Below are 15,298 nucleotides of genomic sequence, written 5' to 3' on the forward strand. Positions count from 1 at the left end.
AAAGTTAAATGATTATCCATTTGGATATAATTGTAAACAGAGTTGAATAAACTGAGGGGGAGAGTAGTCCCTATTATTCTTAAAAATGAGCCATGGTATCACTAGCAACGTATACATTTTCCACTTTTTATTTATAATAAAACATACAAAAAGAAAAGCCATTTTCTCTAGTGAAATTCAGCTTTTCTTTTTATTGTTTTTTTTAGCTTTGATTAACTAATTCTATTTCTTGATTTTGAGCAGGTATTTCTTTAACAGTTTTACTAATGGAATTTATAACAAGTTCCACTAAAGCCTCTAACGCTGGAGTTAACCATTTTTTCTTTTTTATCAGCATATGAGAATAAATTGGTTCGAATTTTTCAGAATGAGTTAAGATTTTTAGATTCCCATTCTCAATATCTTCTTTAACTGTCATGTAAGGCAAGGCAGAAAATCCAAGTCCACTCATTACAATCTGTTTGATTGCTTCTATGCTCCATAGTTCCATTGTTTGAAAATTGTGTATGCCATGCTTTAAAAGATATCTTTCGAACATTGATCGATAACTACAGCCTTCTTCGTTTGTGATGAAAAAATGGTTGGTGTTATTTTTTTTATATTCGTCAAAATGTTCTGGACCGCTATTTCCATTTACAAGAACGATTTTTTCCTCAATTAAAGAATAATGAATGCATTTTTCAGGATTTATTTCTGGATAGACCATGAATGCTACATCTACCCGTCCACTTATTAAGTCGATTTGGTTTTGCCCGCATGTACCGTTAGTTAATATTAATTTGACATTCGGATATTTTAAGGAATATTCCCTTATGATTGGACCTAACCTAGAGATTGTTAAAGACTCTGGTGCAGCCACTTTTAGTACACCCTTAACCTCTTGGGTGTTTCGCATGTTCTTAATCTGTTCGTGAGTAGAAAGTAAATCCTCCGATAAAGGGATTAATTCCCTACCTAAATGAGTAAGTTGCAAATTTCTATTTACATAAGTAAAAAGCTCCCCGCCGATCTCACGTTCAAGTGCTTGTATATGAGAGGTCAGAGTAGATTGAGTATAACCTAACTTCGCAGCAGCCCCTGTATAACTTCCTATTTCTACAATAGCCTGAATTGTTATAAGGTGTCTAATTTCCATATCGTTTCTCCTTAAGTTGTATGATGTATCGGAAAAAATGATAATGAATTTTTAAATTTCAATTTTATTTATAGCAATGAACATCATACAATAAAAGCTGTTCTATCGTAAATTAGTAAATGAAGGTGAGTCTATGAGTTTAATAGCATTTCTTTCGTATGTGATTTTTACATCAATTACACCGGGTCCAAGTAACATCCTAATGATGAATGAAGCGAGGAGATTTGGCTTTTAGGGTCATGGAGGTTCATGATTGGTATCTTGACAGGGTTTGCGGCACTTGGAATTATTCGTGGAGTATTTACTACTGGTTTATACAATTTAGTTCCTATTATAGAGCCATATTTTAAAATTGCCGGTATGATATATCTACTCTATTTGGCTTGGCAGGTGGGTCTATCAAAAAGTTCCAAAGAGAATTTTAGTGATGTGAAATCTTCCTTTATATCAGGTTTTATCTTTCAATTGATAAATGTCAAAAGCATTTTGTTCTTTTTAACAGTGATGAGTGCTTTTATTCTGCCGTTCAATCATTCTATTAAATCCATTGTTTTCTACTTATCTTTAGCCATCTTTCTAGGCTGGTTAGCATTGCTTCTGTGGTCAGGGTTTGGCTCGTTATTCAAAATAATTTTCACCAAACATGACAAGTCATTTCGGTTCATTATGTGCTTGTTATTGATTTACTCTGCGGTTACTATCTTTTTGTGATAATCAAATAGCTTATTATAAAAAGAGCAACAATCCTTCTTTTTCAACTAAAGAGTGCTTAGCTTTATAAGGGGATTGTTAGCATAAACAAAATTTAAATATTGTTAATTAAAATTTATCTCAAAAGAATGACCATTCCTATTCGTATTCGTAGGAATGGTCCAAAACAAATTGTTTAAATTTTTCAGTTGCAGGTGATAAATATCTTCCCTCTACCCATGCAATTCCAATTGTACGTTGGCACTGTGGACTTTTGACAGGTATTTTTGATATTTTACTTTGGTCTGTCCCTTTTAAATTTGGCAGAATTGAAATTCCCAGCCCAGCAGCGACAAGCCCTGCAACGGTGTCTGCTTCCTCCCCTTCAAATGTAATCTTAGGTGTAATTCCCACTTTTTTAAATATTTGCTCAATGGTGATACGAAGAGAGAACCCTTCTTTTAAATGAATAAAAGATTCATCGGCAATTTCTTCTAACGTAATATTTTTACGATTAGCGTATTTATGGTCTTTTGGGACAATAACAAAAAGTTCTTCGTTCCAAAGCTGCCTCCATACAATTGGAGATGTTTTCTCCATTGGAGCAATTAGACAAAGATCAAATACTCCTAATTGCAGCTGATCAATAAGATTATGAGAGGGACCTTGTCCAAGTCGAAAATTAATTTTTGGATAGTGGGCACGAAAAGAAGCGAGTAAATCAGGTATATGACTTGTACTCAAAGTGTGCAGAAACCCAAGTGACACTTCTCCTTTATCTGGATCAAGTAAATCTTTAATTTCTTGTTTACCTTCATCGAATTCCTTCATCATATTATCTACATGCTTTAAAAAGATATGACCATATTTATTTAATCTAATGGAACGTCCCTGACGATCAAATAAAGGCACTCCTATTTCATCCTCAAATCGGGCAATCGAACGGCTAAGGGCTGACTGGGAAATTGATAGAGTTTCTGCAGCATGTGTCACGTGTTGCATTCGTGCTAGTGTTTGAAAATATTCAAACTGTTGCCATTCCATTCTATAACACCACTTTTCATCTGATTTACTTATTACATATATACATTAAAAACATTAATATAATGAATTATACATCATACAAAAACGGTGGTACTATAAAAATCAAGAACACTAGAGGATGTTTCTGAAAGAACATGATTTGTTAAAGAATTGGAAAAAAATTTAAAAATTTTAGGGTGATCATACTATGAGGTACATTCAAAAAGGTACGCCGCTCTTTCGCAAAACCAGTTTTGCTTTCTTTGCCGCTGGTTTCAATACATTTGCTATTCTTTATTGCGTACAGCCTTTATTGCCAAAATTCACAAAAGAATTCAACATTAATCCAACTACAGCAAGCTTGTCCCTCTCAATAACTACAATAGTGCTTGCCATTAGCATGCTGATTATTGGTTCTTTGTCAGAAGTATGGGGACGCAAGTCTATCATGGTCATTTCCATGCTCGCCACTTCTGTGTTTTGTATTCTCACTGCATTCAGTCCTAATTTTCATTTTCTGCTGGCATTACGAACAATTGAAGGAATTTTATTGGCAGGACTGCCCTCTATTGCAATGGCTTATCTTGGAGAAGAAATAGAGCCCAAGAGTCTTGGAACGGCTATGGGTTTATATATATGTGGCAATTCAATTGGTGCTGTTTTTGGCAGAGTTTTCTCAGGTGTGTTGAGCGACTACTTTGGTTGGCACATAGCAATAGGGGGAATTGGTATCATAAGTTTAGCTGCCACTCTGATCTTTTGGAATAGCTTACCACCTTCGCAAAATTTCAAAGCACGTCAATTAGAAATTGGAAAGTTAGGTAAATCATTAATTGACCATCTGAAAGATCCAGCTCTAGTTTGTTTATTTGTCATGGGATTTTTACTTTTAGGGACTAATGTAGCGTTGTTCAATTATATTGCTTACGTATTACTCGGAAAGCCTTATTCGTTAAGTCAAACATATGTAAGTTGGATATTTTTAATTATGATCATTGGGATGTTTAGCTCTGTGGGGACAGGAAAATTGATAGAACGGCATGGGAAGCAAAAAATATTATTCATAAACTTATTAATGGCTTTAATCGGTGTCTGTTTGACTATAAATTCTAGTTTGTTTATAAAAATACTTGGACTTGGTTTGTTTACCTATGGATTCTTTGGAGGTCATTCGATTGCAAGCAGCTGGGTCGGACAACGTGCAACTCAAAACAAAGCACAAGCCTCTTCTTTATATTTATTTCTTTACTATACTGGCTCAAGTGTAGGAGGAACACTCGGAGGGGTATTTTGGTCAATATTCGGATGGGGAGGGGTCATTAGCATGAATGTTGGCTTTCTCATTATTGGTTTTATACTTTGGGCGTTGGTTTCAAAAATTGCACAGCATTCGAAAAAATTTACTAAAGTAGCCTAAGTGATTTATTAATAATAATTACAATTAAACAAAGGGGTTAATAAGATCATGAAAGTAGTTGCACCTAAGCCTTTTACATACAGAGGCGGAAATAAAGCTGTTCTTTTACTGCACGGGTTTACTGGAAGTACGAGAGATGTAAAAATGTTAGGAAAGTATCTACAACAACATGGTTATACGTGTCACGCGCCTTTATACAAAGGGCACGGAATGGAACCTAACGAACTCATCCATACTGGTCCAGAGGATTGGTGGCAAGATGTAATAAGCGGTTACAATTTTCTTAAAGCTGAAGGATTCAAAGAAATTGCTGTTGCAGGAGTTTCTTTAGGAGGAATTTTCTCTTTAAGAGTAGGGATGGAATTATCCGTAAATGGCATTGTTTCAATGTGTGCTCCAATGCAAGAGAAAAGTATTGATGATTTATATAATCGTGTACGAAATTATGCTACGGTGTATATGAAGTTTGAAGATAAGGACGAGGAACAAATTATTGATGTACTGAAAAAATTTGAACAAACACCAATGCCTTCTTTAAAAAAACTTCAACAAATTATCTTTGATACGAGGCAAAAACTCGATTTAATTATCTCACCCATTCTGGTTTTACAAGGCTGCTTAGATGATTCTTTATACAAAGAGAGTGCTCAAATTATTTACAATACTGTAAATACAGAAGATAAACAAATAAAATGGTATGAACAATCTGGTCACATTATTACGTTAGATAAAGAACGTGAGAAGGTGTACGAGGATGTGAATATATTCTTAAATACATTAAAATGGAGTAAATAATAAGATTTAGTCTTTTTGAACTTACGGGTGCTAAAAGTAAAGCTTTTTCTATATGAAAATAATGGGTTAGGTTCGACATTGAAGAAAAAAATAGTGTTTAATCGACTTTTAAATTTATTTATTGTTTAAAACAATATCTGACTGTTATATGCTTATATTTCATTATGTTTGGTTTTTACCAAAGTAAAATGGTTAAGACTAACGAATGATAGGTACCTTGACGTACAAGAATAATGGAGTTGATTCTATGAGTAAAGCTAAAGGTAAAGGCGGAACAGGCAGAGGAACAGGTAAGAAAGGTTGGAATCGTTGGCAAGCTAGTGCAAAAAAAGCAAAGAGTGCCAAACCCTACAAAAGTAAAGGTGTTAAAAATCGCGAAGATACAAAGACAACTAGCAATAATAATGGTGATACTTCCGAAAAATAATGAATATTGTTTAATACCCATCATTTCTAAATGAACTAATGGGTAGCGTATCTACTATAAGTAGATACACTTTTCCACTATAGAAGCAGTCTTATTAAAAATTTCGTTCAAATAATAAGTTCAATAAATAAGGGATAAAGGGCTTATTCATTCTAAGACTTTTATCTCATCTTCATTTAAGACAATACAGACCGCTACCTTGAAGGAATTTTTATAGGGGAAATTATCTAGGTGTGTGTAATGGCAAAGATTAATATATATCCAAAAAAGCATCCAAATAGGATGCTTTTTTAATGGAACATATTATTTCTATCTTTCAATTCTAAATATATTACTGCCATATCTAACTTTGATGTTCCATTTTCTTTTACGGAAAGATAGGTACTATTTGTTGTGTCGAGTAGGAGATCAATTTAATATAAACAAATAAAAAAATATATAAAACAGAAGCTCTAGTTCCTTATTCAAAGGGAACTAGAGCTTCTGTTTTACAATATCGTTAAGTTTACAACGAGCAATGAGTAAAATGAATATTAGATTAATGCCCCAGGATATTTGCTGCCATATTAAACGCTTTATATAGCACATTTCTTAGTCTACTAGATTTGCTTTTCAGTCTTATCCCCCGCAAACAGCAACGGTATCAATTAGTACTTCGTCGATAATGCCGGCGGGCCTGAACGTGGTCCGAATGGGCCTTCGTCTAGCCACTTTCCTAGTTTTGGAATATGTGGTGCTAGGAAAGCACTAATCTCTCGCTTTAGCTTAATCTCTTCATTTGTACCCTGAATATGTTCCAGAGCCAAGTTTGAACATTCACGATTATATAAACCTGCGCTTAACCTTTCATTCGCTACTGCTTCAATGGCTCCACGTGCTTCTTCATTCGTTTCGGATTTTAATGCAGAAGCAATCCCTTGTACACCTACTATTGCATCAGGTACACCTGAGTTTAATCCGCGTGCGCCGAACGGAGCGAATAAATGGGCAGCTTCACCAGCTAAAATAATGCGGCGATTTTCATCAGTGTAGCTTTCTGCAACGACTTGATAGAATGTATAGGTTGATATCCATGAAATACGTTCGATATACTTCGGATCCATCACTTTTGGAAGCCATTCGCGTACACCTTCTTCTGATCCGTAGAATGCACGATCATCTTCTTCAAATAACTGTAAATCAATTCGCCATCCCCCTGCAAATGGGACATACATCACATTACGTCCTCCAGCATCTGGATGCTGATAATGGAAAGTACGTTCAATTGGAAGTGGATTTTCTTCGTCTTCTTTTACATCTACTACGACAAAGGCATCACTTGTACGTGGCCCTTCGAATTTAATACCTACAGACTTTCTAACCGCAGAATGTGCACCATCTGCTGCGACAACATATTTTGCTTTCCAAACATCATTTTCCGTTTCAATGGTAACACCTTCATTTGAAGTGACTACATCTTTAACTGGTTCTCCCCAGACAAACTCTACATTGGCAGCTTGACAGGCTTTAAATAACGCTTTTTCAATCTCGTGTTGATGTAAGCTTGAGAACGCTGGAATCGTCTTTGGTGCTGGTGGCTCATAAACACGTTTGTAGACTGGTTCCCCACGATAGTATGTTTTCTTAACGGGCCAAACAATCCCGATATCAGCTAGTTCGAAACCTAAGCCTGGGGAAATAAGCTCTAATAGTTTCAAAGTTTCTTTATGAAGATAAATCGCACGACTGCCTGCACGCTCACGACCTTCTGGTTCTGCTTCAATAATTGTTGCATGAATACCTTGACTATGAAGTGCAAGAGCAGCCGTCATACCAACTGGTCCTGCACCGATAACTAAAACTTCACGTATGTTTGTCATTTTGTTTTCTCCCTTACTACTAGTTTATTTTTATACTCCAAAACAATCTCATTATTAAACAGATACTCCATCGGTACGTTTGTCTATAACACGGCGAGCCTTCATAGTAAAGCGTGCCAAGGAATTGTCTTCCACTCGCTCGACATCAATTCGTAGACCTATCCGTTTTCGTAATAATTGCGCCAAAAGAGGTACTACCGCATCTGGGCCTTCGATTTGAATTTTAACTTGATTCATTTCCTGTTCTGTATAGTAAAGAATTCTGAACTCTTTAATTGAATCGAATTCGCGGATAATGGCTTCAAGAGATGACGGGTAAATATTCACACCACGTATAACAACCATATCATCTGTGCGACCTAGCATACCGCCTGGTAAAAGTAAAAATGGATTTCCACAGGCACAAGCTTCCGGTTTATATACAACAGCATCACCAGTACGATAGCGAATCATCGGATAACCGAAACGTCCAAGATTCGTTAACACAAGCTCACCGCGTTCACCAGGCCCCACATGTTCTAACGAATCTGGGTTAATAACTTCAACGATAAATTGAGTTTCATTGACATGCAATCCATTTTGTTCTTGGCAAGAATAGCCATACGCACCCATTTCAGTCATCCCAACATGATCATATAGTTTAGCTCCCCATAATCGTTCAATTTGAGAACGTGTTGAAGGGACCGATCCTCCTGGTTCTCCAGCTGCAATGATTTTTTCAATCGTTGAGTCTTTTATATTTAGCCCTATCTGTTCGGCTACTTCTGCTAAATGAAGGGCATAGCTTGGTGTACATAAAAGAACGGTTGCTCTGTTTTGAAGCATGCTGTTTAAACGTTCCGCAGACGACATACTGCCACCTGGAATGGCTATGCTACCGAGTTTTTGAACAGCTTCGTGCGCTGCCCAAAATCCAATAAACGGTCCAAACGAAAACGCTAAATATGCACGATCATTGTTCGTTACACCCGCAGATTTTAAAACTTCCACCCAACAATCTGACCACCAATTCCAACTTGCCGTCGTGTCGAGTACCTTTAAAGGACGCCCGGTCGTTCCTGATGTTTGATGATAACGGATATAGCTACCTTCTGGATAAGAATGATTACGACCATATGGAGGGTACAATGTTTGATCTTCAGCTAATTCACTTTTTGTTGTAAAAGGAAGACGACTTACATCCTTCAGTGAAAGAATAGGTAAATGAATACTTTTAAGTTTTTCTTTGTAAAACTCATTAAAGCCTTTAATAAAAACTAATAGTTCATTTAACTTTTGCATTTGGTACGTTTTCAGATTAACTTGTGACTCGTAGACTTGAAGCTTCACCAATATACACCCCTTCCTTGAATTTAAAGAAATTAGAGAAAGTTAGTAAAATAACTTTATAAATGAATGATAAAGGGTGGTCACTTTCATGAAAAGGCTTTCATTCTGCTATATGGAACATAAAAAAGAAAATTGAAATTTTTTTCAAAGGTTATTTAGAAATGAAGTGGAATTTTATAAGAGTATTTAGTTATTATGAGGAGGGATATTCGATCATGTCTCGTACAACAAAAAGCTCATTAACAAATGCCCTTCGCATTTTAAAGAGCTTCTCCATTGACCATCCAGAATTAACTTTATCCGAAATCTCAGAGTTTGTTGGTGTTTCGAAAAGTACAGCCTGCCGCTTGATTCAGACGTTAGAAAGTGAAGGATTTATCTATCAAAATATCCTTTTTAATACATATCGTTTAGGATCTTCCGTCCTCACATTATCGAATACTGTTATCGATCAATTAGCCATCCTGAAGGAAACAACCTATTTCTTAAAACAATTAACAGCTCAAACAGGGGAATCTTCACACATTGCCATTTTAGATAACACAGACGTCATTTATTTAAAAAAGGAAGATAGCCACCACCGTGTTCAACTATTGTCACATATTGGCCGCCGTAATCCTGCACATTGTACAGCGTCTGGTCAAGCCATTTTAGCTTTTGTAAAACCTACTACGGTTGAAAAACTATTTGAAGGCGGCTTAGACCAAGCAACCAACTATTCATTCGGAAGCTTACCTCAATTACAACAAAAATTAGCGACGATTCGAGAGCAAGGCTATTCAATAAGTAAAGGTGAATTAATTGAAAATATCGTGTCAATTGGCGCTCCCATTTACAATAAAAATAACCAGGTATTTGCCGCAATTAATGTCGCCGGTCCAAAACAGCGAATATTGCCAAACTTACAACAAATTGTTACCAACGTGCTCTTCACAAGTAAAACTATGACAAATTACGTTCAATCCCATGAAAAGGATGTTGACATTGAAACATTCATTAAATGAAAAATATTTTGTTGCCTCAGTGAAAAATGCCATGCGTATTTTAAAGCTTTTTACACCAAGGCAATACGAATTCGGAATATCCGAAATGGCAGAAAAACTAAAATTGTCTAAAAGCACTGTGCATCGTTACGTGAAAGAACTGGTTCAAGAAGGGTTTTTAGTCCAAAATAAATCAAATAGTCATTATCGTCTTGGCTTTTCGAATTTAGCATTAGGCGGTATTGTCCAATTGAATAAAGAAATTTACACAGATGCAATACCAATCCTCACAAAACTTGCGAATCGATTTCATTTACCTGCACATATTTGTGTTATGGAGCACAATCATGTCGTCTATTTACTGCGTGAAATGGGTGATCAACCAGTTAAATTAATCACGAAAAGTGGGCGATATAACGACTTACACTGTACAGCAGAAGGACTCGTCATTTTAGCACACAAAAATAAAGATATTATTGACAATGTCCTTACACAGTCTTTAAAAAAGTACACAAAGTACACAATGACTGACCCAGAACGATTGAAACAACAAATTTTACAAATTCAATACGATCAATACGCCATCACAAAGGATATGTATGCAATCGGTTTTGTCAGTTTTGCTGTGCCAATTCGAGACTATACAGGGGAAGTCGTTTCTTCTCTTGCCCTTATTGGTGAATCAAAAAATGCTGATAAACATCAATACGATGAAATAAAAAAGGAACTACAATCGAGTGCAAAAAAAATATCAGAGCTATTGGGGTACTATGACAATTAGTTTCTTGTGGGGGTAGTTGCGTCATCTGAAATGTAGCTTCAATTCCTTGTGATGAAAGGAATTGAAGCTTTTTAGGATTTTTGTTTATCAACTGTAACTTCCTTCTTGAAAAAGACTATGTAAAGGAGAAAACTATGATATGGGATTTTACAAATGATCATGGTGGTATTGCTGAAGTAATTCATGAAATGTTGTTTTGGTCATTTTCTTCTTTTTTGTGAATGGAGCTATATTAATAGTTTTCTTGGTTTGATAGGTTTATAAAACCAATCTTTTATTGTTCTTTAAGGGTTAATGCTGTATGTGCATCCTGTAACCTTACATTTATTTGATCACCTAAGTGATATGGATGATAATACCCTTTGGAAGTCATATAGTCACTTATCTTTGCATGTGTTTCGACAGCATCTCTTAGCTGTTCACGTAGAGCTTCCCTTAGTTCAGGTGTTGATGTTTCTGTGATAGCAAATGCAATATTTCTAACAGCAGATTTTGAAGAAATTAAGAAATCCGAAGCGATCACCTGATCTGTTAATCCTCCCATACCTGCCAAGTTTTGCAAGATATTCGTCATTAGTTATTTTCCTCCCTTTTTGTTATGAAGGTTTGCAGAAGCTGAATATTTTGTGCTCCTGATTCCATATCGTTGGAAAGAATGGTACCAAGCTCTTCATCCTGTACTAATTTACTCATTGTTGTAGCTTTTGTTAAACATACCGTTTTAAATGCTAATAACTCGAGTGTTTCAAGTGATTCATGAAGTCCTAAGTATTTGACCATTACTCTCTCTCCAATCATTAAAAAGCTTTTTTTATCTTGCGTCCATCATGAGTCCTTATTCCATGAAATATATTCCATAATCGGATTCTTTCCCTGCATAATTTACTCTTAATATAGAGAAATTATTTCGTATGTAGGAGGTGCCCTTATGGAAAAAGAAAGCTTGGCTTTTCATGAAACCATGGAAACCCATGAAATTTTAAATTTAAAAACTGTGTGTTTATTGAAATCAAAGCTCATGCAGGGAGTTTGCTTCGATAATGACTTGAAAGCATTGATGGAGAAAGATGTTCAGCAATCAATTGCTGCGATTAATGAGCTTAAAGAGTTTTATAAAGGAGCAAGAACTAATTATATAAAATGAGGTGAATAAACATGGAAATGGATTATTTAGATCCCCAAGGTGCTGAACATATGCCGGAGATGGCCGATTCGGGCATTGCACTGGAATTTCTTCTTTCAGTCAAAACCGGTATTCATACATATGCTATTGCGCTAACTGAAACAGCAAGTCCTGAGTTAAGAGAAGTATTATATCGTCAAATGGATCAAGCAATTGATTTGCATACAGAGATATCAAATTTAATGATAAGCAAAGGCTGGCTGTATCCAAATGATATAGGCAAGCAAGTGGAATTAGACCTGAAATCAGCTGACAATGCATTAATGATTGCAGGAATGAAGTTGTTCCCTAAGGATACGGACAGACTTGGGATGTTTGCAACCCCTAATAAATAAAGGAGGTAAGAGGACTATGAAAGCTGTCACATACCAGGGAAGTAAAAATGTTCAGGTAAAAGATGTAAAAGATCCCAGTATTAAAAATGGTGATGATATTATCGTAAAAATAACAACCTCAGCTATATGCGGCTCTGATTTGCATTTGATTCATCAAATGATTCCCAATATGCCGACTGATTATGTGATTGGCCATGAACCAATGGGTGTTGTCGAAGAAGTAGGCCCTGAAGTAACGAAATTGAAAAAAGGGGACAGGGTTATCATTCCCTTTAATGTAAGCTGCGGACAATGCTGGTATTGTAATCACGATTTAACAAGCCAATGTGATAATTCAAATCCTCACGGAGAACAGGGTGGTTTTTTCGGATATTCAGAAACAACTGGAGGATATGCCGGCGGACAAGCTGAGTATATGCGTGTTCCATATGGGAATTTTACACCTTTCAAAATCCCGGAGAATTGTGAAGTAAAAGATGAGAAATTAGTTTTACTTTCGGACGCAGCCTCAACAGCCTATTGGAGTGTTGATCATGCAGGTGTCAAAGCTGGTGATACTGTTATAGTGTTAGGATGTGGTCCAGTTGGGCTGCTTGTACAGAAATTTGCGTGGTTTAAAGGTGCAAATCGAGTGATTGCGGTAGATTATCTTAATTACCGTTTAGAGCATGCCAAAAAAACGAATAAAGTAGAAACAGTAAATTTTGAAGAACATGAAAACGTTGGGGAGTATTTAAGGGAGATAACACAAGGTGGAGCAGACATTGTCATCGATTGTTCAGGGATGAGCGGTAAAATGACCCCGCTTGAATATCTTGCATCAGGAATGAAGCTTCATGGGGGTGCATTGGGTGGGCTTATTATTGCATCGCAAGCCGTGCGCAAAGCTGGAACCATTCAAGTAACCGGTGCTTACGGAGGACGTTATAACGGTTTTCCATTAGGTGACATCTTCCAACGAAATGTAGATATTAAGACAGGTCAGGCACCTGTTATTCCATATATGCCTTATCTTTACAATCTCATATCGGAAGGCAAGGTGGATATTGGGGATGTTGTTACACATGTCCTTCCATTAGATCAAGCAAAGCATGGGTATGAAGTTTTCGATACAAGAACAGATAATTGTATAAAAGTTATTCTTAAACCATAAAGAACACTTGACCAATAAGCTCTAAATTGAACTTTGTCATTTTATGCAAAGTTCTTTTCGTTATACAAAGGAAACTTCTCAGGAGGTGGTTTTCCAAAAAAAGGAAGAAATCCGATTGTTAGAAGATCATATATATAATTGATCTTAAAGGGTGATTGGAAAATGAATTCTTTACGTGGGAATGGTGGGTATTAGTATGCTTTTTGATCATCCCCTGGGTGTTATGGGTGAAGCTTGCGAAACGAGAATCGTTCAAAGATAGCCTCTTATTTCGGCCTATTTGTCATCATTATTTTGGAGTCGTACCAATTATTGCTCAAACTGCAGTATCATACGGAGTAGATCCTGTTGAAATTGCACGAGCTTCTGTCCTTGGTCAGCCTATACATGCAATGAGTCCATTAATTGCTTCAACACATTTATTAGTTGGAATGGCAAAGGTAGATTTTGGGGAACATCAAAAATTTATATTAAAGTGGGCAGTGTGAACATGTGTCGTCATGATTATTGTTGCTTTACTAACAGGGGCTATTTCTTTATAAAGAGATAAACCTTGATTTTTTAATATAATAATTGTCTATAAAGCTACTAAAACTGCATGAGATGGGCTGTTCTTTAGTCTTTCGTGGAAATATAGGGAAAAGAACTTGATATCATTGCTAGCTGAAAAGTACCTCGATATTTTACGTACGGCTCTTTACAACGGATCAAAAGGGACGTGGTTTCAATTCCCTTACAGGTCATCTTGCTTACAGACTGAACTCCTTGTTATATCAAGGAGTTCAGTCATTTTTTGTTTCTGGTGTTTTGTAAGATTTGGTTCAAATTTCTTAGTTGTTAATATGAATTCTGAGCTGTATTATGGTAGATATCGACTACAACTTTATCTGCATTGGACATAATATGTGCGTTTAATGTAAGCGTTGTTTCTATTCCTCAATATTTACAATTTTTCTGTGCTATATTTTTATTAAACTCTGTTCAGATTTAGAAACTGTGTAAGCGTTCTTTTAACAATGATTAATGAGTGTAAATTAACAAGCTTGCATTCTAAAAATAATGGTTACATAGAAATTAAGACGAATAATCGGTAAGCTAATCATTGGAAGGAGTAGGAATTTTGAAAAAGAGAGGGATCATTCCTTTTGTTTTTACAGCTTTCCTTTTGGTTTTTATAAGCTTAGTAATTTGGTTTCTTAAAGAAGATAATAAGCCAAAAGTAATATTTGTTGGACAAAGATTAGATACAGAGTATTGGAAAATTATTGAGTCAGGAGCCAAAGAAGGTTTTCGCGATTTTGATATAGAGGGGGAAGTTCTTGCACCAGATTCTGTCTATCCTATTAGTAATCAGCCCAATTTGTTAAAAACGGTCTTAAAACAACATCCAGATGCACTAATTGTAACACCAACTGTCCCAGCAGATACCATCCCTGTTTTGGAAGAGTATAAGAAAAATAATATTCCTGTCATTTTTGCTTCGAGGGATATTGAGTGGGAGCATAAAACATCCTACATTGGAACAGATCATTATGCATTAGGAAAAACAGCAGGCAAGTTGTTAGGTTCAATGGTGTATCCAGGGGAACAGGTAGCGATCATTTATGGAGGACAAGATGACCAAGCTATGATTGATCGAAAAAATGGCATGAAAAAAGTGTTAGAGGATATCGGAATAGAAATTGTCACAGAACAGTCAGGTTATGACCAATTTGGAAATCCGAAACCAGTAATTGGTGCTATTTTACAAAAACATCCTGATATTCAAGGGATTGTTACTACTAGCGATCGATTAGCTCTAGATGTATTAAAAACATTAGAGAAGAAAGAGGTAAATATCCCTGTCATTGGAACGGATGGTATAACAGATATGGTAGAATCCATTGAAGCAGGAAAGATGAATGCTACTATAGCACAGAATCCCTATGATATAGGATATCTAAGTGTAGAACAGGCAAAGAAAGCAATTGATGGAGCCAAAACTGAAAAAAGGATCGATAGTGGAATTGATATCATAACTGAGGGTAATGCAAATGAGAGATTAAATTTTATACAAAAATTATTAGATTGAAATAGATTTATTTTCAAATTTTTTTAGGAAGAATCTCATCTCAGTAAAGACCTAGATTATTGAAAAAGAAAATTTAAGTTATTCTTTTAAAAAATGAGTGGATTCAGGTAGTTTCTA

At 35.8% G+C, this 15,298-nt stretch carries 15 protein-coding genes and 2 pseudogenes; 11 read left to right on the forward strand and 6 right to left on the reverse strand.

Features of this window, described 5'->3' with window-relative positions:
* Positions 1 to 202: 202 nt before the first annotated feature.
* Positions 203 to 1,135, reverse strand: coding sequence for a LysR family transcriptional regulator (locus GMB29_RS06330; protein WP_136355401.1), 933 nt, complete (start codon positions 1,133 to 1,135; stop codon positions 203 to 205).
* A 133-nt stretch (positions 1,136 to 1,268) separates the two neighbouring features.
* On the opposite strand from GMB29_RS06330, the pseudogene GMB29_RS06335 reads away from it, so the two are divergent.
* Positions 1,269 to 1,846 (forward strand): annotated as a pseudogene (locus GMB29_RS06335) (LysE family transporter).
* A gap of 138 nt (positions 1,847 to 1,984) precedes the next feature.
* On the opposite strand, the gene GMB29_RS06340 reads toward GMB29_RS06335, so the two are convergent.
* A complete protein-coding gene (locus GMB29_RS06340; RefSeq protein WP_136355403.1) occupies positions 1,985 to 2,869 on the reverse strand; it encodes a LysR family transcriptional regulator in 885 nt (294 codons plus the stop codon).
* Positions 2,870 to 3,056: 187 nt separating this feature from the next.
* Between GMB29_RS06340 and GMB29_RS06345 the strand changes: the two genes are divergently transcribed.
* The 3 genes from GMB29_RS06345 to GMB29_RS06355 all read left to right on the forward strand — a co-directional run bounded on the left by GMB29_RS06345 (position 3,057) and on the right by GMB29_RS06355 (position 5,487).
* The gene (locus tag GMB29_RS06345; protein ID WP_136355404.1) at positions 3,057 to 4,265 is read left to right on the forward strand and encodes an MFS transporter; all 1,209 of its coding nucleotides are present in this window, start codon (positions 3,057 to 3,059) and stop codon (positions 4,263 to 4,265) included.
* 48 nt (positions 4,266 to 4,313) lie between these two features.
* Positions 4,314 to 5,060, forward strand: a complete 747-nt coding sequence (locus tag GMB29_RS06350) for an alpha/beta hydrolase (protein ID WP_136355406.1) — start codon at positions 4,314 to 4,316, stop codon at positions 5,058 to 5,060.
* A gap of 247 nt (positions 5,061 to 5,307) precedes the next feature.
* Positions 5,308 to 5,487, forward strand: coding sequence for a DUF3934 family protein (locus GMB29_RS06355; RefSeq protein ID WP_136355408.1), 180 nt, complete (start codon positions 5,308 to 5,310; stop codon positions 5,485 to 5,487).
* A gap of 647 nt (positions 5,488 to 6,134) precedes the next feature.
* On the opposite strand, the gene GMB29_RS06360 is transcribed toward GMB29_RS06355, so the two are convergent.
* Together GMB29_RS06360 and GMB29_RS06365 are read right to left on the reverse strand one after the other, a co-directional pair.
* Complete coding sequence (locus GMB29_RS06360) at positions 6,135 to 7,346, reverse strand: FAD-dependent monooxygenase (RefSeq protein WP_136355410.1); 1,212 nt, start codon at positions 7,344 to 7,346, stop codon at positions 6,135 to 6,137.
* 54 nt (positions 7,347 to 7,400) lie between these two features.
* A complete protein-coding gene (locus GMB29_RS06365; protein ID WP_136355412.1) occupies positions 7,401 to 8,675 on the reverse strand; it encodes a phenylacetate--CoA ligase family protein in 1,275 nt (424 codons plus the stop codon).
* 215 nt (positions 8,676 to 8,890) lie between these two features.
* Here GMB29_RS06365 and GMB29_RS06370 point away from each other — a divergent pair, with 215 nt between their 5' ends.
* Together GMB29_RS06370 and GMB29_RS06375 are read left to right on the forward strand one after the other, a co-directional pair.
* A complete protein-coding gene (locus GMB29_RS06370) occupies positions 8,891 to 9,679 on the forward strand; it encodes an IclR family transcriptional regulator (protein ID WP_168733887.1) in 789 nt (262 codons plus the stop codon).
* Positions 9,660 to 10,439: an IclR family transcriptional regulator gene (locus GMB29_RS06375; RefSeq protein WP_168733888.1), complete on the forward strand. Its 780-nt coding sequence runs from the start codon at positions 9,660 to 9,662 to the stop codon at positions 10,437 to 10,439. The genes GMB29_RS06370 and GMB29_RS06375 overlap by 20 nt, the downstream gene beginning before the upstream one ends.
* A 274-nt stretch (positions 10,440 to 10,713) precedes the next feature.
* Here the strand turns inward: GMB29_RS06375 and GMB29_RS06380 are convergent, their stop codons facing one another.
* Both GMB29_RS06380 and GMB29_RS06385 read right to left on the reverse strand, forming a co-directional pair.
* Positions 10,714 to 11,013, reverse strand: coding sequence for a spore coat protein (locus GMB29_RS06380; protein ID WP_136355418.1), 300 nt, complete (start codon positions 11,011 to 11,013; stop codon positions 10,714 to 10,716).
* Positions 11,013 to 11,219: a hypothetical protein gene (locus GMB29_RS06385; protein ID WP_136355420.1), complete on the reverse strand. Its 207-nt coding sequence runs from the start codon at positions 11,217 to 11,219 to the stop codon at positions 11,013 to 11,015. The genes GMB29_RS06380 and GMB29_RS06385 overlap by 1 nt, the downstream gene beginning before the upstream one ends.
* A gap of 148 nt (positions 11,220 to 11,367) precedes the next feature.
* On the opposite strand from GMB29_RS06385, the gene GMB29_RS06390 reads away from it, so the two are divergent.
* The 5 genes and pseudogenes from GMB29_RS06390 to GMB29_RS06410 all read left to right on the forward strand — a co-directional run bounded on the left by GMB29_RS06390 (position 11,368) and on the right by GMB29_RS06410 (position 15,181).
* Positions 11,368 to 11,583 carry a spore coat protein gene (locus tag GMB29_RS06390; protein WP_136355422.1) on the forward strand — a complete coding sequence of 72 codons (216 nt, stop codon included), beginning with the start codon at positions 11,368 to 11,370 and terminating at the stop codon, positions 11,581 to 11,583.
* An 11-nt stretch (positions 11,584 to 11,594) separates the two neighbouring features.
* A complete protein-coding gene (locus GMB29_RS06395; protein WP_136355424.1) occupies positions 11,595 to 11,957 on the forward strand; it encodes a spore coat protein in 363 nt (120 codons plus the stop codon).
* Between the two features lie 16 nt (positions 11,958 to 11,973).
* Positions 11,974 to 13,110, forward strand: a complete 1,137-nt coding sequence (locus GMB29_RS06400) for a zinc-dependent alcohol dehydrogenase (protein ID WP_136355426.1) — start codon at positions 11,974 to 11,976, stop codon at positions 13,108 to 13,110.
* 290 nt (positions 13,111 to 13,400) lie between these two features.
* Positions 13,401 to 13,598 (forward strand): annotated as a pseudogene (locus tag GMB29_RS06405) (citrate transporter); the annotation flags it as partial.
* A gap of 632 nt (positions 13,599 to 14,230) precedes the next feature.
* Entirely contained in the window at positions 14,231 to 15,181 is a 951-nt protein-coding gene (locus GMB29_RS06410; protein ID WP_168733889.1) for a sugar ABC transporter substrate-binding protein, read from the forward strand.
* Positions 15,182 to 15,298: the final 117 nt, after the last annotated feature.

It is taken from the genome of Metabacillus sediminilitoris (genome assembly GCF_009720625.1).
GTDB lineage: Bacteria > Bacillota > Bacilli > Bacillales > Bacillaceae > Metabacillus > Metabacillus sediminilitoris.